The 26,279-nt window shown below is 46.3% G+C and carries 17 protein-coding genes; 6 read left to right on the top strand and 11 right to left on the bottom strand.

Annotated elements, in window-relative coordinates:
- Position 1: 1 nt before the first annotated feature.
- Genes J7623_RS13105 through J7623_RS13090 form a run of 4 tightly spaced genes read right to left on the bottom strand, consistent with a single transcriptional unit; the run spans position 2 to position 2,687 of the window.
- A complete protein-coding gene (locus J7623_RS13105) occupies positions 2-658 on the bottom strand; it encodes a response regulator transcription factor (protein ID WP_291920753.1) in 657 nt (218 codons plus the stop codon).
- The gene (locus J7623_RS13100; RefSeq protein ID WP_291920752.1) at positions 651-1,433 is read right to left on the bottom strand and encodes an ATP-binding protein; all 783 of its coding nucleotides are present in this window, start codon (positions 1,431-1,433) and stop codon (positions 651-653) included. Before J7623_RS13100 ends, J7623_RS13105 begins: the two co-directional genes overlap by 8 nt.
- A complete protein-coding gene (locus tag J7623_RS13095) occupies positions 1,409-2,062 on the bottom strand; it encodes a hypothetical protein (RefSeq protein ID WP_291920751.1) in 654 nt (217 codons plus the stop codon). The genes J7623_RS13100 and J7623_RS13095 overlap by 25 nt, the downstream gene beginning before the upstream one ends.
- Positions 2,063-2,066: 4 nt before the next feature.
- A complete protein-coding gene (locus J7623_RS13090; protein ID WP_291920750.1) occupies positions 2,067-2,687 on the bottom strand; it encodes a hypothetical protein in 621 nt (206 codons plus the stop codon).
- Between the two features lie 203 nt (positions 2,688-2,890).
- Here J7623_RS13090 and J7623_RS13085 point away from each other — a divergent pair, with 203 nt between their 5' ends.
- The 4 genes from J7623_RS13085 (at position 2,891) to J7623_RS13070 (ending at position 11,941) form a co-directional block, all read left to right on the top strand.
- Positions 2,891-3,847: a carboxypeptidase-like regulatory domain-containing protein gene (locus tag J7623_RS13085; RefSeq protein ID WP_291920749.1), complete on the top strand. Its 957-nt coding sequence runs from the start codon at positions 2,891-2,893 to the stop codon at positions 3,845-3,847.
- 152 nt (positions 3,848-3,999) lie between these two features.
- Complete coding sequence (locus J7623_RS13080; protein WP_291920748.1) at positions 4,000-5,343, top strand: hypothetical protein; 1,344 nt, start codon at positions 4,000-4,002, stop codon at positions 5,341-5,343.
- Between the two features lie 300 nt (positions 5,344-5,643).
- The gene (locus J7623_RS13075) at positions 5,644-8,031 is read left to right on the top strand and encodes an ABC transporter permease (protein ID WP_291920747.1); all 2,388 of its coding nucleotides are present in this window, start codon (positions 5,644-5,646) and stop codon (positions 8,029-8,031) included.
- A gap of 529 nt (positions 8,032-8,560) precedes the next feature.
- Positions 8,561-11,941 (top strand): M43 family zinc metalloprotease, encoded by a 3,381-nt coding sequence (locus J7623_RS13070; RefSeq protein WP_291920746.1) that lies wholly within the window; start codon positions 8,561-8,563, stop codon positions 11,939-11,941.
- A gap of 112 nt (positions 11,942-12,053) precedes the next feature.
- Here the strand turns inward: J7623_RS13070 and J7623_RS13065 are convergent, their stop codons facing one another.
- The 7 genes from J7623_RS13065 to J7623_RS13035 all read right to left on the bottom strand — a co-directional run bounded on the left by J7623_RS13065 (position 12,054) and on the right by J7623_RS13035 (position 24,080).
- Positions 12,054-13,682, bottom strand: a complete 1,629-nt coding sequence (locus J7623_RS13065; protein WP_291920745.1) for an acyl-CoA dehydrogenase family protein — start codon at positions 13,680-13,682, stop codon at positions 12,054-12,056.
- 119 nt (positions 13,683-13,801) lie between these two features.
- Entirely contained in the window at positions 13,802-16,009 is a 2,208-nt protein-coding gene (locus J7623_RS13060; RefSeq protein ID WP_291920744.1) for a Gldg family protein, read from the bottom strand.
- On the bottom strand, positions 16,006-16,950 hold the full coding sequence (locus J7623_RS13055; RefSeq protein WP_291920743.1) for an ATP-binding cassette domain-containing protein: 945 nt from the start codon (positions 16,948-16,950) through the stop codon (positions 16,006-16,008). Before J7623_RS13055 ends, J7623_RS13060 begins: the two co-directional genes overlap by 4 nt.
- 81 nt (positions 16,951-17,031) lie before the next feature.
- Positions 17,032-18,465 (bottom strand): RagB/SusD family nutrient uptake outer membrane protein, encoded by a 1,434-nt coding sequence (locus J7623_RS13050; RefSeq protein WP_291920742.1) that lies wholly within the window; start codon positions 18,463-18,465, stop codon positions 17,032-17,034.
- 11 nt (positions 18,466-18,476) lie between these two features.
- Positions 18,477-21,959 (bottom strand): SusC/RagA family TonB-linked outer membrane protein, encoded by a 3,483-nt coding sequence (locus J7623_RS13045; protein ID WP_291920741.1) that lies wholly within the window; start codon positions 21,957-21,959, stop codon positions 18,477-18,479.
- A 241-nt stretch (positions 21,960-22,200) separates the two neighbouring features.
- Positions 22,201-23,391 (bottom strand): FecR family protein, encoded by a 1,191-nt coding sequence (locus tag J7623_RS13040; RefSeq protein ID WP_291920740.1) that lies wholly within the window; start codon positions 23,389-23,391, stop codon positions 22,201-22,203.
- A gap of 107 nt (positions 23,392-23,498) precedes the next feature.
- A complete protein-coding gene (locus J7623_RS13035) occupies positions 23,499-24,080 on the bottom strand; it encodes a sigma-70 family RNA polymerase sigma factor (protein WP_291920739.1) in 582 nt (193 codons plus the stop codon).
- Between the two features lie 461 nt (positions 24,081-24,541).
- On the opposite strand from J7623_RS13035, the gene J7623_RS13030 reads away from it, so the two are divergent.
- Positions 24,542-25,183, top strand: coding sequence for a sigma-70 family RNA polymerase sigma factor (locus tag J7623_RS13030; protein WP_291920738.1), 642 nt, complete (start codon positions 24,542-24,544; stop codon positions 25,181-25,183).
- Positions 25,184-25,244: 61 nt separating this feature from the next.
- Positions 25,245-26,234 carry a FecR family protein gene (locus J7623_RS13025; RefSeq protein WP_291920737.1) on the top strand — a complete coding sequence of 330 codons (990 nt, stop codon included), beginning with the start codon at positions 25,245-25,247 and terminating at the stop codon, positions 26,232-26,234.
- Positions 26,235-26,279: the final 45 nt, after the last annotated feature.

Genomic DNA, 26,279 nt, shown 5'->3' with positions numbered 1-26,279 from the left:
CCTACAACTGTACCAACTGGTTTTTAATAGCGTAAATAACTAATCCCACACGGGTGCTGACACCAAATTTTTTAAACAAGGCTTCGCGATAGCCATCTATGGTGCGTTCGCTGAGAAACATTTCTTTGGCAATGTCGTTATAGCTTTTCTCACTGCAAGCCAGTTTCAGGAATGTTTTTTCCCGGTCAGTGATTTTCTGCTGGGAAGCTTTATCGTTTTCCTGCACCAGTTGATTGATGGAACGCATTACTTTGCGTGTAACGAGGTCATTGAAGAAATAGCCTTGGGTCAATACTTCGTTGAATGCGAATTTCAATTCCAGGGGATCGGCATCTTTGAGGATATACCCTTTGACACCCTGCCGGATCATACGAATGATAGCCGTTTCGGAATCCATCGTGCTAAGGGCAAGCACTGCAATGTCAGGATGATGGTTTTGCAACCAGGCGGCGGTTTCATATCCGTCCATTTCGGGCATGGTGATATCGAGTAATACAATATCGGGAGGCGAATCGGGCTTCAGTTGACGGATAAAATCGCGCCCATTGGCGGCGTCAAAGAGTACGGTATAATCTTCAAAGAAGTCGATGAGTGCTTTTAATCCCCTGCGGAACATAGTGTGATCATCGACGATGACGATTGTTTTTTTATCAGGCATATGGTATAATTAAAGTGATGTGGGTACCGTTGTTAATGATGCTGTTTATCTGGATGCTGCCATTTAATAAGGCAACGCGTTTTTTGATATGCTGAAGTCCTAGTCCTTGTTTTCCCTCCTGGATAGTTGGAACATCGAAGCCGATGCCATTATCCTGAATAACGATTTTTAAAGGGTCATTGTAATCAATTTGTACCGTTACTTCTGAGGCATTAGCATGTTTAAGGATATTCTGAATAAGTTCCTGTAATACGCGGAATAGGATGAGTTTTTGTTGGTATCCTGGTTTTTGGTCGCTGTCGATGATGGTTAAAGAGGTATTGATGGTGCCGGTTTTTTTCAGGCGTTCCAATTCTTCCGCTACACAGTCGGATAGCCCTAATAGCTGAATGCGTTCGCCACTCAGGCTTTTGGCGATATCGCGGAGATCCGTCATGGCTCTGCCGATGCTATCTTTCACTTCCTGCAGCATTTTTTTATCAGGTATTTTCTGTTGATCTATAATACTGACCTGTATTTTAGCAAGACTCAATGTTTGTCCTACATTGTCATGTATTTCCTGGCTGATGGTGTTGAAAATTTCGTCCTGTATTTCCAGTCGCGAGCGTAGTAGTTGTTGGTCAAAATCGTTTTTCATCTGCAAGGTAGCCTGTGTCATTTGCATTTTCTTGTTGTTATAATAAAGCAGCATCACCAGGAAGAGGATTCCCAGGAAAAGGAGTACGCCAATGATGGCAATAATGGTGACAATTACTTCTTCTTTGCTTTGCTGCATAATATAAACGAATAAATGTAACCTGAATACAGAAAAGCATTTGCTACCGGCAACAGTGCGCGGTAGAGGCTTCGCTGCCAGAGTGTAATGCCTTCCCGGATAATATAGGGCTGTAACCCCAATGCCACCAGTGCCACGATGCTAAATAACAGGGTAGAGGCGGATATCCAGTAATAGGGCGTGCCATATAAAATAGTTTCCTCGTTTTCTACCATTAACAATCGTAGCAGGATAAGGCTGCAAAACACGATGTTCAGCAATTCAATCAGCATGGCAGAATAAGAATCGAACTGTTGGGGCCCTTGCATGAACAAAAAGTTAAGCAGCAGAAAACACATGCATAAACCCGCAATGATGATAAAAACTTTTTTTTCGTTTTTTCCCATCAATAACATCTTCCTATACACATACAAGTAAAAAGGAGTCACCAGTAAGATATAAATATTGTAGATATTATAACTATTGGCTAAACCTAGTGACCGGATATTGGCACCTAGTGTTTCCGTAATGTTGGTGATGATAAGTATAGGAATAAATGCGAGCAGGGAAAAGCGTGCCAGCCCACGCCAGCAAATGATAGCTGTCAGCAGGCTGGCGATCTGAAAATATTGGAACCATTCCAGTTGCATGGGATCAGGGTTGTAAAGCGCCGAAATCGAAAACCTGAGTTTTGTCGCCAACCATTTTATTATTGTCTTCTGGCTTGAGGAGTGCCTGATCTCCTCTCGGCTCAGTAACCACAAATATACCAACACGTCCTATCCGGCTGTTGTCATTTGCCTGATTGATAACGACTTGATCGACCCTATTTCTCTTCAAAGTCCTGATGACATAATCAAAATATTTTTGGGTGTAAACGCCAAACTGTATTTTAACTGACATTTTTTTAAAGCCGCGGTTCTCATATTTTTTCGCCTCTTTCTTCAGGAATTTTTTTACTTCATTGTAACTGAAAATTTCTGTTTGGGTAATTCTTCGCCCATCTACTGTAACGGCTTTCCGGAGTAGTGGCGTGTCTGTAATATTGTGTAGTTGCATCGCGGTAGTATAGGCGGTAAAGCATTCGCCTGCTTCGATACTGTCTACCGAGTATCCGGTAATCTTGGTGTTATCGTCCAGGAAGCTATTAAGGAACCGTTCTTCCTCCAGCAAAACTTTATCTGCATCTGTTAATTCCTGTGGACAGGGTTTGCATGCAAATAGCTGTAAGAATAGTAAACCAGCAACACATAGTTGTAAGCATTTAGGGGTCATGGTGTGTTTTTTTGAGAGGTTAAAGAATAATATCCAAGTTAAATCAAACGGATAGGATTAGCAATAGCCATTGCTGATAACGGGGAAAATCCGCTCAAATACGGGAAAAATACCCTCCGGATAATCCTTGCTTTTCCCATTGCCCAAGGTGATAGATGGGAATATTTTTACATCATAAAATCCTAACCCCTAAAATCCTTTTTATGAAAAAGTATAGCCTATTACTAATAATACAATTCTTATTTACTACCTGGTGTATGGGACAAGATACACTAAAGGGTATCGTGAAAAACGCAGCAGGAGAGCCATTGGAAGGAGTAACTGTAAAGACGGCCAAAAGGAGTATAATGACTCCAAGGGATGGGTCGTTTAAGCTGGAGGTACAGCATGGGGATCGCATTAGTTTTAACTATGTCGGATACAAATCTGTTTCCTATGTAGTTGATAAGGAAAATCTGGCCCCATTGGTTATCAAAATGAAGGATGACCAGGAGTTGCATGAGCGTGTTGTTTCTGCCATATCGCCAAGAAGCACATGGACGGGCGCCAAAATAGGGTATAACCTTGATGGTGATGCAGGGGAGGAATATTTCGGGTCAGCAAAAATCACATTGAATGCGCTGAAGCAACTTCCTGAAAAATGGCATGTAGCAGTTGTTGGTAACTTCGGCAATTTTGTTACCAGGCTTAATGCTGATGAAGGAAAGAAGGGTATTACTGACCTGGCATTGACACTAACAGGGCTATCCATTGGTATGGCCGGCACTTATACCCCATGGCATAAGGAAAAAGATGATGGCGGTGAAAAGTGGGCTATCCGGTTTTATTATTTGCCGGCATACCGGTTGAATACCTATAAGAACGTAGGTGCAGATAGCGCCACCGTTAATATCTCTCAGTTTAGGAATAGCGTAGGTGCTGAATTTGAAGGATTAGAGCTGGTTAAAGGGGGTAAGATAAATATATCTGCAGAAGCTTCTCTTGCATTGATGGATAAGAACCGTTACAATCTTGTATTTAAAGAAAAGAAAGGCAGTCTTGTTTCACTGGACGTTACTGTGATACTACCTATCAGTAGTCAGATAGGATTCTTTGCAGACGCTACTTTTATACAAGGAAATAAGCCTAATTATATTACCGGGATTATTTTGAGACCATAGCATCTGGTATCTTCTTATTTGTAATAATAAATTTTAATGCCATGAAAAATATTGTTTTTCCCCTTATTGTTTTGTTGATGCTTGCTTTCAGTTGTCGCATAATGGCCTTCGGCCATGGACCTCGGAAGCCATTAAAGAAAGCGGTCATTCCAATGAAACAAACATCGGATGATCCCTGTGAAGCCATTCTGCGTAATGGCGTCTTCAGAACCAGTTTTATCAAGTACAATGAAAACTATCGACGGGCATTTTTCGACTTTATTTATCAGAGTAATTTCCAGTCGGCACAAGACGTTACCGATGCCGGGCTAAGTGTACAATTGCTCACAGATATCGGTATTCCCGTTGGCGGGTCAGGTAATTTCGACCAGCAAAAATACCAGGAGTGGAGGAGTTTATATAACCGGCAAATTACAGATATTCAGTCGAAGCAGTTAGCTTTTACTATTATCAGTTCTTATGCAGATACCAGTCTTACCAATAATTGGTATCGTTGTAAGTATTTACAGGCAAGAGTACAGGATAAAGGGCTGCAATTATTGCTGCAGGATGCGGGTCCAAACCTGGCTATTCTGACAGCGTCATTCGATGGTATTGGAGATGATGCCAGTACCAGGTTTTCTAATATGAGCATTGATGGAGGAAAGGTGCTACGCCCATCTGCTAATCCATTTAAAAAAGGTATACGCATTGGAAGTGGTGGCAAAAGTGTGATGCTGAAACGTATCGCCGGAAAAAGCCTGAACATCATTTTTGAGACCACTGCCCAATCAAAGAATGCGCAGTTGAAATCTCCGCCACCATTAGGGCTTGTGTATTTCTACAGTGATCAACAGGAGGTATATGTAGGCGATTCCGTAACTGTAAAATGGGAAATAATTTCTTCAGATATTGTTACCCTGAATGGTGAAATAGTACCGGCTAAGGGTGAGAAAACAATTAAAGTAGTTGATACGTTGTTACTGGAACTTAAAGGGCGTAGTTTGTCCGGTAGACAGTTAACTGCATCTAAGAAAATATTTCCGGCGCCACGCTTGACCACACTCGTCAGCGGCGAAATTGAGCTCACCACAGCAGCCTGGATGGATGGAAAAGATGCTGATACCCATATGCATTTTTTGTTTCGTAACGCCAACGGGAAGGAAGTATTTGCTTATTTCAACGAAAGTAATAACTGGCCACTTGAAGGTAACGCCTCACAGACAGCACCACTAACATTATTACCAGGCGTAGATCCAAAGGAACTCACCAAAAAGGCACTAAGTAATTTGACGGTGACCGGTACAAAATATCCCAACGGACATGATAAAGTCACCATGTATGTAAATCTGACATTAAAATTCAATAATAGTACTGCCATGAAGCTTTCTCAGAATAGTGGGCAATATGTACTGAGACTGGAAGACCAGGGACAGCAGGATTTCGGGATTACTATGCAGGGCGTTGTAACCGATGAATACATCATAACTGCTTCGAAACCGGCTGCCGCCAACTAATCAAATGTAATACAAGGACGCGTTCCAGTCAGTTACATCATTCCCGTTCCTTTAATCCGTAAAGGATATTCAGCAGAAGATCAGCTGCTGATCCATTTCCCCGTTCCCCAAAAACCAAGGGCTGGCCCTCGCCAGCCCTTCCCTTATGTAGATAAAATCCTGTAACTTCCCCGTTCATTTTCAAACGCCTGGTGTTCAAATCCGGACGTCCGGAAGCGATAATAAATGTGTAAACCCGTTGTGCTGTGGGAGTTGTGCCTATGGCAACGTTTTTGTCATCCTTCGGAAAATTGCCTCTTCATGTTAAAAAGTAATGCTAAGGTTGCCTGGAGAAATCTCCTGAAGAACAGGACCTTCTCTATTATCAATATTGTAGGGTTATCTACCGGTATGGCGGTAGCTTTATTGATTGGCTTATGGTTGCGCGATGAACTGACCTATGATAAGCATCATGCCAATTACGATCGTATTGTGCAGGTGATGCAGCATCAGACTTTTAATGGCGTGGTGGGAACTCAAACCGCCAATCCTTATTTATTGGGTGATGAAATACGGGATAAATACGGCAGCGACTTTAAGTATGTGGTGATGGCATCCTGGACAGAAAAACATGTACTGGTCCATAACAGCACGCAGGCGGTGTCTGGCACGGGTAATTTCTTTGAACCGGATTTCCCGGAGATGTTAATGCTTAAAATGCTGAAGGGCACACGTGCGGGTTTAAAAGATCCGGCTTCCATTCTGTTGTCGGCCAGTACAGCAAAAGCATTGTTTGGCACCGCGGACCCGATGGATCAGTTGGTGAAAATAGATAACCGGATGGATGTGAAGGTGACCGGTGTATATGAAGACCTGCCCTACAATTCTTCTTTCCGGGAACTTGGATTCATGGCTCCCTGGGAACTATATGTGAGCAGTGAGCCATGGATCCGGGAGATGGAGAATCCGTGGCGATCCAATTTCACGCAAACCTATGCGCAGCTGGCAGATAATGCCGATCTGGAAAAAGTATCCGCCAAAATAAAAGATGTAAAGCTTCGTAAGGTGCGTGCAGAAGATGCCGCGTTTAAACCGGAAGTATTTCTGCATCCAATGAGCAAATGGCATTTGTATGCCGACTGGAAAAATGGTAAGAATATAGGTGGTGGAATCCAGTTTATATGGCTGTTTGCTATCATCGGCATCTTTGTGTTGCTGTTGGCTTGCATTAATTTCATGAACCTGAGTACCGCCCGCTCTGAAAAGCGCGCCAGGGAAGTAGGAATACGGAAAGCTATAGGTTCTGTTCGTGGGCAATTGATCATGCAGTTTTTCAGTGAGTCGCTGATGGTGACCCTGATTAGTTTTATGTTGGCTTTATTACTGGTGCAGTTTGCATTGCCGGCATTTAATACGGTGGCAGATAAACAAGTGAGTCTGCCGGTAGCCGATCCTTTATTCTGGCTGATAGGCCTGGGCTTCACGCTGATAACAGGGTTAATTGCCGGTAGCTACCCGGCATTATACCTTTCTTCCTTTGAACCTATTAAAGTACTGAAGGGTACTTTCCGTGCCGGACGTTATGCTGCTATTCCCCGCAAAGCATTGGTGGTAATGCAATTTACCGTTTCAGTTATCCTGATTATAGGCACCGTGGTGGTATTCCGCCAGATCCGGTATGCGCAAAACAGGCCTGTTTCCTATAACAGGGAAGGACTCCTTGCTATTCCGGTAACCACCGAAAAATTAGCGAAGGATTTTAACCTGATCCGCGATGAATTGATAAACACCGGTGTAGTAGCGGATATGGCCCGCTCAACCGGTGGTACTATGGACCTGCGCGCCATTAACAATGGTTATACCTGGAAAGGAATGATGCCAGGCACACAGGGTAATTTCGGTGCAGTGCGTGTATCTCCTGAATTCGGAAAAACTATTCAGTGGGAAGTGATTGAAGGGCGGGACTTTTCAAAAGATTTTCCTACAGATTCTTCTGCCATTATTCTCAACGAGGCTGCCGTGAAATTTATGGGACTGAAAAATCCTGTGGGGGAAATTGTCAACGTGGATAAGAAGCCATTCCACGTTATTGGTGTGGTGAAAGATATGGTGATGGGATCTCCTTACAGCCCCGTATTCCGCACCGTGTTTTCTCTTAATTCGGATGACGGTTTCACCATCAATGCCAGGATCAGCCCGGATAAAAGCGTACAGGCCGCCATCACGCAGATGGAGGCTGTCTTTAAAAAATATAATCCCGGTGTTCCCTTCCTCTACAATTTTGTAGATGATGCCTACGCTGCAAAATTTAACTCAGAACGACGTGTCGGTAAGCTATCCAGCTTTTTCGCCATACTGGCCATTTTTATCAGTTGCCTGGGGCTCTTTGGTATGGCTTCTTTTATGGCAGAGCAGCGGGTGAAAGAAATTGGTGTACGCAAAGTATTGGGCGCCTCTATTGTTAACCTGTGGGGACTGATGTCAAAAGAATTCGTGTTGCTGGTATTCATCTCTCTTGTACTGGCGGTACCGGTCGCTTACTATTGCATGCATAAATGGCTGCAGCATTTTGAATACCGCACAGGTATCTCTGCCTGGATTATTATACTTACCTGTATAGGCGCATTGCTCATTACATTGCTGACTGTCAGCTATCAGTCTATCAGGGCTGCTATGCTGAATCCGGTGAAGTCACTGCGGTCGGAGTAATAAAAAAATACGAATTACGAATTACGAATTACGAATTACGTATTTGTGGGTAGATGGTAAACACGAAGACTACCTTCGCTTGTATCTACCCACAAATCCGTAATTCGTAATTCGTAATTTTTCATTACGGTTAATATTGGCAAAAAACGGATTAATTTCAGCATATATCCCTACCTGTTATTCCACTAAATTCGTAATACAAGATCGAGTCGAGACAATTGCAACAGCAAAATGTGTCAGCAGTCCCGTTTATGAGGGCTTTATAAGCCATTCCTGTATTTTCAACCAAGTAACCAAGCAACCAAAACAATATTGAATCAACTGAATTGAATTTCTAAACCCTGCAGGTCAATAAGTATCTCCAATTCTACCAGATGATTTATCACTCAAATAATAATCTTATGAAGTAGACTTTATGCCCTTATAACCCGTATCGCAGGCCTGTTGGTCTGTTTCACGTTTTTGATTTTTTGCAGATAGCAGCGCGCTATCGCCTGTTATTCTAATGTCCATACTTTAAACCTTTTATATGTTACCATTATCACGACAGATAATAGTGGGATTGCTATGCCTGGCCATCAGCGGGAGCGCCATCTCACAACAACGAAATACCCCGGCTCCGTTGCCCGACCACTGCTCATCTTCCAGGGCTATGCAGGAGCTGTATAAGAAACATCCCGCTTCCCTGCAGGCCGCACGGGCCCAGGAAAACAGGATTAAAAGCATAGCAGCGCAGCTCCGCTCTGCAAGACAGGCCGCACTGGTGCCTACACAATACACAATACCTGTAGTGTTCCACGTCAATGACGCCGTGAATCCTTATAAGGTAACGATGGCGCAAATCCGTTCCGCCATTGATATACTGAACCAGGACTATAACCTGCAGAATCCTGACTACAGCCAGATTGATTCCCGTTTCATTGGCCTGGCCGCCAATCTGCACATCACGTTTCGATTGGCAGATATCGATCCGCAGGGCAATCCTACTACAGGTGTCACCTATCACTACAACGACCTCGATGGCCGTTCCCCTGATGGTACCGGAAGTGCGGTGAAAAGCATCTCTTACTGGCCCGGTGAAAAATACCTGAACATCTGGATCGTGAATGAAGTAGAGCAGAAAGGTGTATACAACAATTCCGGCTGGACCTATCTGCCAGATGACTGGGTGGCTGCCAACCACCTGGATGGCGTGGTATACAACTGGCGCTATCTCGGCGCACCGGGAGTAGGCAGCTCGGAAAACGGTTACGCCTATATGAAAAGAGTACTTACACACGAAGTAGGTCACTTCCTCAACTTACAGCATACTTTCGAAAATGGTTGTAATGCCCCCGGCGATGAAGTAGACGATACGCCGCCTACTTTGTCCAACTATGGCGGCTGTAACGTCAATGCCAATTCCTGTGGTCCCGTGGCCAACGTGGAGAATTACATGGACTACTCTTCCTGCACCAAGATGTTTACCGTAGGGCAGAGCGACCGTATGCTGGCCGCACTTACCAATACGGTGGCGCAGCGCAACAATTTATGGTCGGCTGCTAATCTTGCTGCTACCTTGCTGCCTGATTCCATCAGGAGAATAGTACCGGGCTTCACCCTGTTTAATGAGAGCGATGTTAACAATGGATCGGTACCGTTAACGGATACACTAAAAATGATGGGCAGCGGTCAGTTTGCTTTCAGCAGTGGCAGCATGACCCAGGGCACGCATTTTACCGTACAAAATGTACCCGCCGGCTTATCAGTGGCCATACAGGTCATTAACAATACTACGGCGGTATTATCTTTCAGCGGTCAGGCCACGCAACATAATGCCAGCAACAGCACCGACAGTATTAAAATTACTTTCCTGAATGCAGCCATCCAGGGCGGCGCTGCTACCTTATACCGCCCGTATATTAGCCTGGGTATTCATTTCCTGGATCCCTACAAAATCGTTTATAACGATATCCCGGATATCCTGGTCAATAGTACCAGCAACTGGACCTGGTTTAGTTTTAATACGGGAGATGCGAACTTCGGCGGCTGGTTCGATGGCGGCAAGCTTCGCCTCGAGGCCTATCAGAAATCAGTAGTGTGTGAAGGTACGTCGCGGAACATTTCGCCGCTGCCTGTGAATACCATGATTGCAGACACGTCTTCTTTTGTGGCAGGAGGCGCCTATCCAAACGAACATGACATCTACAGTACAGCCTACACCAAATGGGGCGGTAAAACGGCTTATATTGGCGTTAAATTCACCTTGAATGGTAAAGCAAGGTACGGGTGGATCCGGATCAGCGTTGCCGCAGATGGCAGCAGCTACACCATCAAAGACTACGCCTGGAACCAGGCCCCCAATGCAGGTATCCGCGCCGGCGATGCAGGCAGCAGGACATTGTCCTGGTCTAAAACCCAGTTCAGGGAGGCTTTTGCCAACGACGGCAGTATTACCGACACCGCTGAAATAAGTATCCTCGGCAATACCTTTGCTATCAGTTCCGGCAACTTTACCAACAACGTACACTACACTGTAAGCAACCTGCCGGCAGGATTGAGTGTACAATTGAAAGCATTAAACAGTACCACCGCCAGTCTGAAGTTTATTGGCAATGCCAGCAGCAATGCGGCCGCCAATAGCAGCGCAGCAACTATTAATATCCTGCCGGCGGCCTTCAGCACCCAACAGGCAGCCGACAGCAGCCAGAAACAACTACAGATCAACTTCCGCGATCCATATAAAATTAAATACGTGGACGTGAATGATACAGTATATACCATCAATACTACCAACAACTGGTATTATTTCCTGGTGGATAATATCGCCGATGCGGCCTACGGCCTGTGGGCGGACAGCGGCAGGTTACGGTTCGAAACCTACAGCAAGCCAATGGTTTGTGCAGGGGCCACTAAAAACATTGCCCTGATACCCGCCAATACGGTGATCAGCGACACGTCTCATTTTGTGGCCGGTGGCGCTTACCCCGATGAACACAACCTCACTACCGCTACCTATACTGCCTGGAAAGGACAAACAGGTTATGCCGGCTTTACATTTACTACCGGCGGAGAAACATTCTATGGCTGGTTCCGGTTCAAAGTAAATACTAACGGTACCAGCTATACGCTGATGGACTATGCATATAATACGTTGCCAGGCGGTAGCATCAAAGCCGGGCAAATGTCCTCCGCACCACCTGCAACAGATTCCGGTGTGCACGTCAGCGATTACTGTACCGCCAGCACCGCACTGAATTATAACACCATTACGCGGGTACGTTTCGCCAACCTCGATAACAGCTCCGGATGGAACGGATACAAGGACTTTACCGCTCAATCGGCTACTGTAGCCGCCGGAGGCAGCTACCAGTTACAGGTCAACCTGTATATCGAATACTGGCCTGATATTTCAGTGGCGGCATGGATCGACTGGAACGGCGATAAACAACTCAACGATACTACCGAAAAAGTATATGTAAAACGTAGTAGTGGTCCGTACTCTCAAACGATCACTGTGCCGGCCAATGCGAAAACCGGCAATACCCTGATGCGTGTCAGAATGGGGTATGGCAGTGATATGAAACCTTGTGGTGTAGATAATTATCAGGGAGAGGTAGAAGATTACACCATCAAAATAACCGGCGGTACGGCATTGATGGAGAAAAAGCAGGCTACTACTTCGCGGTTCAGTGCTACCAGTCCATTTACGGATCATATCAACGTGAATTACAAATCCGGCGTAACTACGCCGGTGTTGATACGCCTGTATAACTTCAACGGATATATGATAAAAGAAGAGAAAGGAAATGTAGTGAAGGGCGACAACACATTGCAGTTGACTAATTTGTCGACTTTGCCGGCAGGGGTATATATCATTGATATATATCATGGCGGACAGCGGCATACTACTAAGGCTGTGAAGCAGTAGTTATTTAGCATAAAGCATAAAGCCGAAAGCAAAAAGCTATTGTAGCGATTGATATAAGCGAATAAGTAATTAACTCTCCGTTTATATCAATCGCTACAATAGCTTTTTGCTTTCATCTAAATACAAGCCCAATAACTTCATCCAGCTTGCCGCCGGGTAGCGTTCCCCAGCTTAAATGCCGTTGTGGCGAAAGCCTGGCTTCGCAAAACAGCGGCGCCATTACATCCGGGGAGATGGCTACCAGTTCAATGGCCTGAATAGCCAACGCCATTTTTTCCACGAGGATGCGTGCGTTATGTTCATCGGGTTGTGCAAGGGAGGAGCGCAGGTTAGCGAGGTGTTGATCCAAATAAGGATCCAGGCCTTTCGCCTGGTCGAAGTATTCCATCAATGCAGCAATGCTGGCGGGTTCTTTGTGCATGGCGCGTAATACATCTAATGCCTGTATATTACCGGAGCCTTCCCAGATGGCATTGACAGGGATATCCCGGTATAACCTGGGAAGAATGGAAGTTTCCACGTAGCCGTTGCCGCCAATACATTCCAGCACTTCGCCCATGGCGAGCACGGCTCTTTTGGTATTCCAGTATTTGCCGATGGCGGTGGCAATGCGGGTGAAGTGCATGGCGGCTTCATTTGTGCCGGCATCATCAAATCCTTTGGCCAGGCGCATAGCGAGGGTAGTAGCTGCGGCAGATTCCAGGCAGAGATCGGCCAGTACATTTTTCATGAGTGGCTGATCAATGAGTTTTTTGCCGAAGGCACTTCTGTGCCGGCAATGATGAATAGCTTCCGCAAGCGCGCGTTGCAGGCTGGCAGCCGATCCGATGGCGCAGTCGAGCCGCGTATGCCGTACCATTTCCATGATGTTGGGCACTCCCCGTCCTGCTTCCCCGATCAACTGTCCCCAGGCGCCGTGAAATTCCACTTCTGAAGAAGCGTTGGAACGATTGCCCAGCTTGTCTTTCAGCCGCTGAAAATAGAGCGCATTCTTTTTCCCGTTGGGCGTAAACCTTGGTACCAGGAAGCAACTCAATCCTTTGTCTGTTTGCGCCAACACCAGGAAGGCATCACTCATAGGCGCACTACAGAACCATTTTCTACCGGTAATCTGGAAGATGCCATCGCCCTGTGGTACCGCGAAAGTCGTGTTAGCACGAACGTCACTGCCCCCTTGCGGTTCTGTCATGGCCATACCAAAGGTAACGCCGGGTTTATCGAACCACGGCACTGGCCTGGGATCATATTCGGAGGAAAGCACTTTGGGCAGCCAGGCAGCGGCAATGCTGCCGTCTATTTTTAGTGAAGGCACTACGGCGAAGGTCATGGTTAAGGGACAACTGCTGCCTTCATCTATTTGTTGTTTCAAAAACGACAACGTACTATGTGCGAGGTAAGCGCCTTGCTGAGGAGCGGTCCAGGCAATGGCATGTACCCCCTCACGGATGGCGGCATCCATCATCTGGTGATAGGCAGGGTGGTATTCTACCTGGTCTATACGATTGCCAAAGCGATCATGCGTTTTAAGTACCGGCGTATTTTTGTTCGCCAGGTCACCGGCTTCCTGCATGGCACGGCTTCCCATTAATGCGCCAAATGAAGTTGCCCTGTCATGTATCCAACTACCGCCATAATGTTGCAGGACTTGTTGCAACATGGGATGCGATGTATATGAGTTGTAGTTTTCCAGTATGGGCACCTGGTTGAAGGAGGTATCGAAATCAACATCACCGAATGACATATAACGCGATATTTGATGTACCCTAATTTAAACTATTTGCTACAAAGCCGTATCGGCAGCAGGCATAAAAAAAGGCCGCTCCATGGGGGAGCGACCTTACGGGTTGGTTGGCTTATAGGTTATCTTCTTTTACGGTAAATCAGCAGGGTAGTGGCCAGTATTAGCAGGGAAGCCGGCAGTACACCAAAGAAAAGTATCCGCATGGTGAGGATACCTGCATCATCACTGTCAATTACATCCTGTGCTGGTTGGGTACCGGTATCTACCGGGAATTCTCCATTAGTAAACCAGCGGAATAATTCAGTACTAAAGTAAGGGTTCCATACAGTAGGTTTGCGCCGTACAATTTCCACACTGCTCATAAAGTCCACGTCGCCGGTCACTATGATACGCTGTGTTTTACCCGGTTGCTTTCTTTCAAGCGCAAGGGCCAGGGGTTGATTGTTCTTCGATACCAGGAGTGGTGTTGTCCGGAAATCGTTGCCTGGCGTGTATTGTAGGGCTACGGCGCCTGACATCGATACGATGCCGCTATCTGCCTGCCATGCACCGAGCGTAGGCGATACTTTAGCCGCTTCAGGGGAGAAGTGTGTGAGGATAAAATCCGGTGTATAATCGCGGCTCTCTTCGTGTACGGGCGCGTCACCGGCCTGTATGTGCAGGGTTTGTAATAAGCCGGATAATACTGCTGCAGATCCCGGTTCAGCCATCACCATCAGGTTGCCCCCCTGAGCGATATATTGCTGCAGCTGTTTTTCTTCATCCGCAGATAAAGGTGTTTGCGGGCCGGCAATGACGAGTATAGCCGTTCGCGCGGGAATCGGCTGCTGTGAAAGGTTCACCGTATCTACATCAAAGCCCTGGTTGATCAGCGCACTGCGATAGGAACCTTCTTTTACAAACATCTTCAGGGCAGCATCTCCTTCTTTGGAAATACTTCTTTCCCCGTGGCCGCTGAGGAAGGTCACCAGTGGCATACGGGAAGGCGTTACGAGGTGTTTTAATGCCGCAGTGAACTCCTTTTCACCGGGGTAAATCCTCATATCGTTGTAGTACCGCAGGAACGTTTGTCCGTCGCCGTATTGAAGGAGCCGTACCAGTTTGTTTTCTTCCGGACGCAGGTCTACTATTTTGTGGATAGCGGCAGGCGACAGTACTTTTTTGAAATCAAGTTCCTGGATATCGGCTACCTTTTTCGCTATGGCCACATCCGTTTCTCCCGGGTAATTTTTATACAGGGAGGTATTATCACCAAAGTCGTAATAGTACACGTAGTTCATCTCCATATCCGGCAGGAAACGGCGATAAGGCGTCATTAATCTTTCATCGGCACTTTTCTTTTCTGGGGCACCCAGGTAAAAATTACCATCGAAGATGTTGACATAGGTGGTAATTTTTAAAGGCTTATCCATTTTTTTGATGAGTTCCCGGCTTTGCGGGCCCAGCGTATGTTTGCGGGTAACGGTCATATCCACATAACCAGTGGCTGCCGGGCGGGAGCTGATATAGCCCACGAGAAAACAAAACGCTACCAGGCCAACGTACCTGGCTATACGAAAATAGCGGGATCTGGCTTCGCGCTGATCCTGTAAACGCATGCAGGTAATGGTCAGGAAGAAGCCGATGACCAGGAGGAAATACAGTACATCTTCCGTGCTGATTAACCCGGCAATAAACTGTTCTGTTCTGCCGGCGATGGACATGAAATAGGTGATATGCCTCACGGTATCATTACCCTGGAACAAGCTGCCAATGAAGTTCAGCGCTGCCAGTACAGCAAGCGTGCTGATAGCGGCTACCACCTGGTAGGTTGTTAAGGAAGACATAAATAAACCGATGGCAGCGTAGGCGCAAATCAGCAGATATAGCCCCAGGGCGCCAGACGCCAGTAATTGCCAGTCGATATGTTGAATGAAATACGAACCGGAAATGGCATAGCCGCAAATGATTGCCAGCAGTACTGCGCCATAGCCCATCATGGCCAGGTATTTTCCGAGTACAATATCTTTTACTTTGATAGGAGACGACAACAGCAGTTTAATAGATCCACTGTGTGTTTCGCGGCTGATCAATCCCATTGTCAGTAACGGGATATAGAAGTACAGCGTACTTTTTACGCCTGGATAGAAGCCTTCCTTACTGCCAAAAATCATGGCGGTAACATCGGTGAAATGGTTGCCCATGCGCTGTGCGCGGCCAATCATTTGTACATAATAGAGGTAGTCGATGCCGATTTGTATCGGGAACACAATTAAGATGAGCCATGCTACCGGTGAATGAAAAAGGAGGCTCAGTTCCTGCCGGGCGATGCGTATGATGATTCTCATGATGGTAAAGCAGGTTTGGTTTTTTTATTGGATAATTGGGCGAAGATGGCGTCCAGCGAGCTTTTCTCGAGGGTGATTTCTTTGAGTCGCCATCCGTTACGTACACTCATTTCTACGATGCTTTCCGCGATGTCTGCGGTTGGGTCAAAGTGCATGCGGATGGTGTTATCACTGAGAAAGCTGACTTCATTAATGCCTGGCAGCTGTTGCAGCACAGACAGGGCAGGAGGCGTCATCATGGTGGTGATCAGGCTATCCGGTTCAATGTAATTGTTGAATGATTCCATGGTATCCCTGAACACCATTTTACCGCCTTCGATCATAATGATATCCTGGCAGGTAGCCTGTATTTCAGAAAGAATATGTGAAGAAAAGATGACGGCACGATCGATCGCAATTTCTTTGATGAGTTGCCGTACTTCCAGGATCTGGTTGGGATCAAGGCCATTGGTGGGTTCATCCAGTACCACCAGCATAGGCCGGTGTATGAGAGCCTGGGCAATGCCCACGCGTTGGCGGTAGCCGCCGGACAAATTACCGATCAGGCGATTGCTGAAATGTGCCACCCCGCATTTTTCCTTTACTTCCGATACGGCGGTTTTAATCTTACGTTTGTCTACAAATCGCAGATGGGCGCAATAGGTGAGGTATTCATCTACTGTTTGTTCTAAATACAAAGGGGCATTCTGCGGCAGGAAACCAATTCTTTTCTTGGCTTCTTCCGGGTGGGTACGCATGTCAATGCCTTCAATCAGCACGGAGCCTTGCGTTTGACTGAGCACCCCGCAAAGAATGTTCATGGTAGTGGATTTGCCGGCTCCATTGGAGCCAAGTAATCCTACGATTCCCTTTTTATTGATTTCAAAGCTGACATCCTGCACTGCCCAGTCTTTGCTGTAGCGGTGAGAAAGCCCTTCAATTTTAACGATGTTTTCTTGCATGGCGGAAAAGTTAAAGTCAACAGGAAAGTAAGGGTGCCGGCATTTCCGGCACCCTATGGAATAGGGACAAGGACAAAACATTTATGGGTTTAGTGGCCAGTCCGGGTTAAACACCGTGGCGTCTGGCCAGAGCTGACGCAGGTATTGATTGCTGTTAGGTGCTAATTCATATGTTTTACCTTCTGCTACATGCGTGATGGTTTTTGCGAAACGCGGTTCTTTGTTCAGGCGTTTCAGGTCAATGACACGTATGCCGGTAAAGGCCAGTTCCCGTCTTCTTTCTTCCAGTACAAAGCGCAGTACTTTTTCTGCATCATTGCTGAAATCGGCTGGTGTAAAGGCTTTGTAGGCAGCGGGTGTAATACGGTTCAGGCGTAGCTTATTGATGTCGGCCAGTGCATCTGCCAGGTTATTACTACGGGCATTACATTCGGCCCGGTTCAGATATAGCTCAGGCACGTTCAGGAAGTTGCTGTAGTAGTCGCCACGCAGGAATATTTTTACATGGTAACGATTCATGTAATTGAAAGGTGGCGCCGGAGGCCAGCCATCAGCATAGTAGAGCATCCAGCGGCGGTCGTCGCTGCTGAAGAGGGCGGCTAATTCCGGGGAGGCGCAAACATCCATGCCTAATCCAAAAGGACGGAGGAAGTGACGGGCAACAATCGTTTCCTTGTTGAACTGAGCATCAGGGATATCGGTCCATCCGAGTGGCGCGCCTGGTACGTTTGGAAAAGGTCCCGGCTTAATGATTTTGTAATCGTTCATATTTGCCAGGTCAGATTGTAGTGCCAGCGCCTCGTCTGCATTCTTTTTAGCATTGGCATAATCGCCCATGAAAAGGTATACCCGGCTCAAAGCAGCATACCCGCCAGCTTTGCAGGATCTGAACTTAGTGAGTTTATGATTCACCGGGAGATCCGGAATAGCGGCATTCAGATCGCTGATCACCTGGTCATATACTTCTTTAACGGTGTTTCTCTTAAATTTAGCGTTGATATCCGCAATGACCGCGATAGGAATACCTGGTTGCGTGCCTGCAGTGGCAGCATCATAGTGCTGTGCATACATATTTACCAGTAGCAAATGCTCCATGGCGCGTCCCAGCAGGGCTTCTGCGCGTAAGCTTTTTTTATTGGCTTCCGTTCCTTCCGTAGCATCTGCAATATTATTGATCACGGTATTAAAATAGAAAATCCGCTTATATCCTTCACTCCATTCAAAGTCATTGCTACCTATTTCAAAAGGTACTGTGTTGAAGGTATATATTTTCCTGCCCCACAACTGTTGTTTGCTAAACAGGTTACCGGGTTCTCCTTCAGGAAGGAAAGCGTCGTCCGATAAAAGATCCCAGAAGTAATCGTTGTAGTTGATGTTGTAGCCTGAATTCAGGAGGCTTTCATAATCAGCCACTGTAATGGGAATGAATTTATCCTTTGGCTTAATATCCAGGAATTTGTTACACCCGGATAATATCACCACGCATATTAGTATAGAAAGTTGGATGTTCCTCATGATGCATCATTTTAAAAAGTAAGATCAAATCCGGCCATATAAGCAGGCATAACGGGCATACCCCTGTTCGCATAGTAACTAGATGGCCAGTAGCTTTCCGGATCAATCCCCTGGCTGTTATTAAACCAATGGAAAGGGTTTTGTACCTGCAGGGTGAACTTCGCGGACTGTATCTTTTTCGCACTGGACAGGAGGGACGCAAAATCGTATGATAAGGAGATATCTCTTACTTTGATATAGTCTGCCTTTATTACATTTTGATCTGCAGCAAACCATGTTTGCTGGTAATAGATTCCTCCGTTGCCTTTGAGATCCGGCGCTGGCGCCATACCCGGAATTTTTTCATCTCCCGGTTTCCGCCAGAAGTTCCTTACGCGGTTGTCCACATTGGTAGAAAAGATGCCGGAGGTGATCAGCGGAACTGCATCACGGGTCACATGGCCGCCGTTGGCGATAATCATGATATTCAGCGTAAGCTGTTGCCAGGAAAAGGTATTGGTGAATCCGGCAGAATATTTAGGCCTTACGGTACCGCTGTACACCAGTGCATTTATATCCGTCATATTCGTTACAATGGTGCCTCCCTGGTCATAATTTTTTACCACTTTACCAGCTGCATCATATAGCAGGAGGGAGCCATTGGTAGGATCTAACCCTGCAGAACGGAAACTAAACATCGCATCAGAAGGATATCCTATTTTATTGACGCCATAAACGGAGGTCATACCAACGATGGTAGGATCTTTGGTATTGATTTCAGTTAGCCTGTTCTTATTCAGGCTGAGTGTGAAGTAGCTGGTCCAGTTAAAGTTTTTATGCCGGATATTCTGGGTATTTAATGCCAGCTCTATCCCTTTGTTATTAAGGCTGCCATAGTTAATAAGGGCAGTACGAAATGCATTGGTAGGATCGGTTGACTTATCTCCCAACAGGTCGGTACTTTTACGGATATAATAATCAATAGAACCGGAAATTCGCTGGTCGAAGAGGCCGAAGTCAATACCTATATTAGTGATGGCAGTTTTCTCCCATCTCAGTGATTTGTTAGGAGGATAAATAATTTCTGATCCCATGGTTTGTGCTTCAGATACAAACATGGATTTTGCCTGCAGGTAAGGTCCCACGTTACGGGCTACATTACCACTTAATCCATAAGTGGAGCGGATGGTCAGGTTGCTTAACCAGGAAAGGGATTTCATGAATTCTTCTTCAGATATTCTCCAGCTCGCACCAACAGACCAGAGTGGCAGGTAGCGGTAACGGGGATCTGTACCAAAGAGATTCGAATTATCAACACGAACACTTCCGGTAAAATTGTATTTCTCATTATAAGTGTAGCCTACATTGCCATAGGCTGAAATATACCGGTCTTCCGGGTTGGTGAAATAGTTTCTGCCATTATAATCATAATAAAAAACACTTCCTACTGCTTCGGTGCCTTTCAGGCTACCGAGCGCCTTCTCATTGATGGGGAGAAACTGGAGGTTGTTATCATTGTAACCAGCTCTGAATACTCCTGTTCCTTCAGAGGTCACCACTCTTCTTTCGGCGCCGGCTAATGCGGAAATATGATGGCGGGAATTGAAGCTGCGATCAAAGTTAAGCTGGGCACGGGCGGTATAGGACCGGTCGGTACCCCTGAATTCCTGTATTTGTCCGCCGTCAGGGATATTTTTAACAATACTGTCACCAAAGATCTGGGTGGCGTTGTTAATCATATTTTTAGCGCTATAGGAATCCGGGCCGTTATATGTCTTGCTATAAACACTACCTCTTTCGGTCTGGTATTTCAGATCAAGGCTAAGTCCTTTAATGATTTTTACCGTAAATCCTCCCTGTAACCGGAAGTAATTAGATTTGCCACGGGAATCTGATTTGTCCAATTCGTCCAGTGGATTGTAGGTTTCATCCAACAGGCCTTCCTGTTTTAGCCTGTTTATTTCATAAGGCGACTTCAGATAATTCCAGGGAGAAGAGCTACCATCGGGATTCCGCAATAATTCATAGGGCATCCTGTTGTAGAAGGTTTCTGGTGGCTGCTGTTGATATACAGCATTGGAGGTATTCGTAAAAACACCCGCTTCAGCGTCCAGCCAGTTGAATACTTTTACTTTTTCTTTTAAGCCAATATTGACTGCTTCGGTAGTGCTCTTAAGCCCGGTACCTCTGTCGCCGGTATAGTTCATGGTCAGTTGATACTGGTGCAGGTCATTACCACCGCCGGCGGAGAAAGCATACCGATGTTGGAAATAGTTGCGGGTATATAGATCCATCAGCTGGCTTTGGCCATCATTTCCCCTTAATGTGTTGAGGGTGGCATCCAGTTGCGCTTTGGTGATCTCCTGCTGTTCGTATTTGTAGAGGGCTTCTATCGCTTTGGGTTGCGCATTTCTCATCATCTGATCATCCATAGTGGGATGCCAGATGTTGAATAATTCCTGTTGCAGATCTACCATTTGTGGAGAGTTCAGCAGGTGCATAGCGCCATAGCTGGGTTTAGGCTTCAGCAACAGTGTGCTGGAAAAAGTGACAGTCGGCTTTCTTTTTCCGCCATAACGGGTAGTAATGGATATTACACCATTTGCGGCACGGGTACCATAAATAGAAGCGGCTGCGGCATCTTTCATCACCGTTACATTGGTGACGTCGGCAGGATTAATGAGGTTCAGGTCTCCCTCATAGGGGAAGCCATCCACTACATATAAAGGAGCCCGGTTGCCGTAAAGCGTGGATATACCACGAATAGTTATTTCACCATTCTGCATGACCATACCGGGTATCATGCCTTCCAGCCGGTCCATGATGCTGGTTTCCATCCGGGCGCCCAGTGCTTTTTCTGTGACAATGCCAAAGGAGCCGGTTGCCCGCTCTTTCGGGATCAATTGATAACCGGTGTTAGCGGTCACATTTAATTCAGACAGCATAGCGGGCATACCCTGCAGCGCGATATTACCTACGGTGCCGTTCTTCAGCATTGCAGCGGTAATATGCAGCTCTTTGGTCTTAAATCCTATAAAGGTGATACGCAACACCTGGCCCGCGCTGGCAGTAATAGTGAAATTACCTTCGGTATTGGTGACAACAGCCTGTGAAGTCCCTGACACGATTACCGTTGCGCCGGCAAGTGGTACGCCGATACTGTCTGTAACATGCCCGGTTACCGGCGATTCGTACATGGCTGCATCTGGTGCATTGGCTTCCTTTTTGGCGAACAGCATAATAGTGTTGCCGGCAATTTTGTAATTAAATGGTTGGTCTTTGACTACCAGGTCGAGGAAAGTTAATAGGGGCATATCCCGAACATTCACCGTAACCGCATTGGCCTGTTTTAATACATCTGATTTCCCCCAGACTACAAAACCAGTTTGTTTTTTGATGGTCGTAAATAATTTTTCCATTGACACCTCCTTCCCTGAAAAGGTGATGGATTGTGAATAGGTACTGGCTGAAACATGTAGACAGATGGCAAGAAGGAGGACAGTTGTTAGTTTCATAATCCGGAGCATTTTGGTTGGGAGCCGGCATGGCATATCCCCACCGCTCCAGGAAGCAATTTTTTGCATAGATTTGCAGCGTTTGGTTGTTTAAAAATGGTGGTCGCGAAACCCTGTTTTCCAGTCAATTGAACAATCCTTTGAGCGATCAAAGGCAACCGGAAGTGTTAGCCGCACTCCCGGTTTTTTTATTGTGGTTGACTATTTGTGTTCATCTTTTTAATTCACGGTATATGTTAGATTAAGGCATTACTACCAGTCGCCGGCCCTCTTCCAGCCGGAAATGTACTTCGGCGCTTTCCAGTCCGGACAGCACATCAGACAGCTTTAACGACCGGCTCATTTCCCCAAAGAAGCGTACATCCGGCACATTGCCTTCATATACTACCTCCAGGTTGTACCAGCGTTCCAACTGTCGCATCATTTCTCTTAGGCCTACGCCCTCGAAATTAAACAGCCCATTTTTCCAGGCGATGGCTTGTTCTACGTTGGCATCAGCCGCTACGGTGAGCTGTTGGTCCTCCCAGCGGGCCTGCTGCCCCGGTTTTAATATTACCGGGAACGATTGCGTGGCGTGCGGCAGGGATACCCTGACAGATCCTGTGATCAGCGTAGTGGCAATACTTTGCTCATTCGTATAGGCGCTTACGTTAAATCCTGTGCCCAGTACTGCTACTTCGAGTTGTTTGCGCACCAGTACTTTAAAGGGCTGCGTTGCTTTGGCTGCCACCTCGAAAAAGGCTTCCCCGCTGAGGTCTACCTGTCTTTCTTTGCCGGAAAAAGCTACGGGGAACTGCAACACACTCCCCGCATTCAGCCATACCTGCGTACCATCCGGCAACACCACATGAAACTGTTTGCCTTTGGGCGTAGTGATGGTGTTGTAAGCAACGGTGCTGTTGGCGCCTCCTCCCGGTGTATATTGGAGACCGTTATCTTTCAGCATCACACGGGTGTTGCCCTGTGTGGTGATCACTCCTTTGCCGGCGCTGTCGAGTACCACGTGGGAACCATCGGCCAGCGTAAGTATGGCGCCGTTGCTCCCCGGCGCCACATCCGGTTGATGGGGGGCCGTCACCAGTGCTGGTGGCTGCGTGCGCTGATAATGTTGCAGGAGGTAGGCTGCTGTTCCCAGCAGTACTACCACCGCAGCCGCCCAGCCCCATCTGTGCAGGAATGGTAGGCGGTGTACAGGTGCAGTTGCCGGATCCGCCGGCAGCTTATCGGCTGCCAGTATCCGGTCTGCCACTGACATCCAGTGGTCGTGCTGGTAGCTGGCAGTTGTTTCCGAAGCCAGCAGTTGTGCTACTTCCTCCATAGTGGTTCCATTGTCCTGTTCCACCAGCGTAGTGAGCTCGGTAAGCTCCTCTGCTGTGGCGGTATAGGCGACCAGCCGCTCCAGTAAATATTGTAATCGGGTGTGTTGTTCCATTTAATGTGTGGTGAATACAGGTAAACGAAGCCCTAGATCTCCCCCTCTCTATTATCAGACAATTGAGCGGAAAAATGGTACCGAAAAAAAATAAACTTTTTTTGAAGCTAGCCCAGGATATCGATGAAAAGGGCCAGTAGCAGGGGATAGCCGGACTTTTGAAGAAATTGCCGGATACTCTTTAATGCCATCACCAACAGGTTCTTGACGGTGCTCACCGCCAAATCCATATGGATGGCTATTTCCGGGATGGAGAGACCCTGTTCCCGGCTCAGGCGATAAATTTGTTGCTGTTTTTCCGGCAACTGCGCCACGGCTTTGTTGACCAGTTGCAGCAGTTGTTGAAAATCGATGGGGGCTTCCACGCTCTCTTGCTGAGGAGCTACCTCGGCCATCACCTTGTCGCGCACCGTTTGCCGGCGTACATAATTCACCGCCAGGAAAAAACAGATCTTTTTAATCCAGGCGGCCGGATATATCACGTCTGTTAATTGATCACGCGTAATCCATACCTTTAAAAAGGTGTCCTGCACCAGGTCATCTGCCACGGCCACAGATCCCGTGATACGGGTGGCCATCGCCAGCAGCTGTGGTGTATGTATCTCGAGAAGGCGTCTGAAGGCGGCTTCGTCGCCGTTGGCAACACGGTGATACAAGTCGGCAACATCAATAGAAGGACTGTCGCTCAATTAAATGATGTTTTTATAAAACAGCAAGTGTCGGTTAAAAATAGCATTCACAAGTGAGCAGACAAGATATAAAAGAATTAGCAGAAAGCATAAAGCAAAAAGCTATTGTAGCGGATGATATAAGCGGGTTTTGTTTTTTGTAGAGGATTAAACTGATCATATTGATTATTTTTTTTGATTAAAAAAGATTCGCAAAATATGTCGCACAGTATAGTCATATCCTTTTACCAATCTTCCGAAATTATAAAAACAAAAATCAATATGATCAGTTTAATCCTGTACAAAAAACAAAACCCGCTTATATCATCCGCTACAATAGCTTTCTGCTTTCTGCTTTCCGCTTTCTGCTTTCTGCTCATATTTCACCCGGCTAAAGGTTAAAATCCGTATACTTTGAGATAATTTTTATATACTCTGCAGTGTGGAAAAGAAATAAATTGGCGTCCAATAACCTGGTTCCAGTGGCACTAACTAATTCCGATAAAAACATTGCACAGATTCCTGTACAACGTAGCAGCAGTGCTACCGGGGAAGGACTGTCCGTTTTTTGGAATGAATTACAGCAACACAACGAACATGGCTTGTATAAGATCTATCATGAATTATACGATAGCTTATATCATTATGGGATCTCTGTAGTGCCGGATACCCAAATGGTGAAAGAAGGCATCAATGATGTATTTGTGGAGTTATGGAAGAAGCGGGAACAGTTGATTATGCCCGACCATATCCCAAATTATATTTTTATCTGCTTTAAACGCCGTCTCAGTAAATTATTAGGGAAAGAAACCAAACGCTCCGCTAAATATGTGGGAGAGTTATTCCAGGAGCCGGAAGAGCAGCCCTATGAAGCGGTGCTGATCAACCTGGAATCTGACGGGCAGTTGCGTCATAAAATGGAAAATGTGCTGGCACAGTTAACTGCGCGGCAAAAAGAATTTATTCGCTTACGCTTTTATGAAAATATGAGTATGGAAGAAATCTCCCAGCAAACCGCTGCTTCTGTACGTACCATTTATAATACTCTCCACACGGCCATTGTACAACTCCGGAAGATAATGTCCTTCCTCTTTCTCACACTTATGTGGTATTTCGAAAAATAATTTATTTTTCTTTGGTAAAAAATTAAAGGACTACTCCTCTTTACTTTAAACAGGCGACTACATGAACCTCCAATCTTTCATGGCGGAAGACTTTATGCTGAATGACTCTTTTGTGCGTTATTGCCTGCAGAGCAATGAGGAAGATGTGGTATTCTGGACCGACTGGATTGCCCGTAATCCTCATAAAAAAGCCGAAACAGACAAAGCGCGGGAATGGGTGTTACGTTTAGGTGTAAAGCTGAACGCAGCAGAAAAGCTGGAAGAATTTAACAAGCTGCGGGCCATGATTGAAACCGACCAGGTGATCACCACACCGCGGAGGAATTATATGCCGTATGTAGCAGCCGCAGTATTAGCCGGCTGTATCGCTTTTGCCTGGATGTGGAAGAAGCAGCCATCCGGCAACGTACAGGTACCAGCGATCGCTTATAAAACTTACCGCGCAGACAGCGCCCGTAAACAAATTGTACTGGCAGATGGTACAACGGTGATTCTAAACCGGAACAGCGTATTACAGGTGCCGGCAAATTATAACGAACAGGAACGCCATTTAATACTTTCGGGAGAGGCATTATGCGATGTACAAAAAGATGAGGCGCGCCCATTTACCGTGAGTGCAGGGAATACCCGGGTACAGGTATTGGGAACGGTATTCAAAGTACGGGCCTATTTATTTGACAGTGGGGTAAAAGTATCCCTGCTTTCGGGAAAAGTGAAAGTCGCAGCGGCAGATGCTGCCAGGGAACTACAACCCGGCGAAACCCTGGAAGCGCAGGATGGCAGGCTGATTCCAGGCAACTTTGATGTGGCCCGCGAACAGGACTGGCGCAGGGGTAGATTATTTTTCAGGGACGCTTCCCTGAAAGAGCTGGCCGCACAACTGGAATACTGGTACGGTATCAAAGTACATATCAAACCGGGTAATTATCCCGCTATTCATTTTAACGGTGAATTCATGAATAAATCTTTGCCAGAAGTGCTGGCTTCTATCAGTTACATCACGAATCTTAAAACGGTTATTCAAAAGGACGAGTTATTTATCAACCATTGATGATAGCAGCGGTGCTGCAATTCCATTCTAAACAATAAACTTTCT

The sequence above is a fragment of the Chitinophaga sp. genome (assembly GCF_017745275.1).
Taxonomy (GTDB): Bacteria; Bacteroidota; Bacteroidia; order Chitinophagales; family Chitinophagaceae; genus Chitinophaga.
This window is presented reverse-complemented; position numbering and strand designations above follow the sequence as displayed.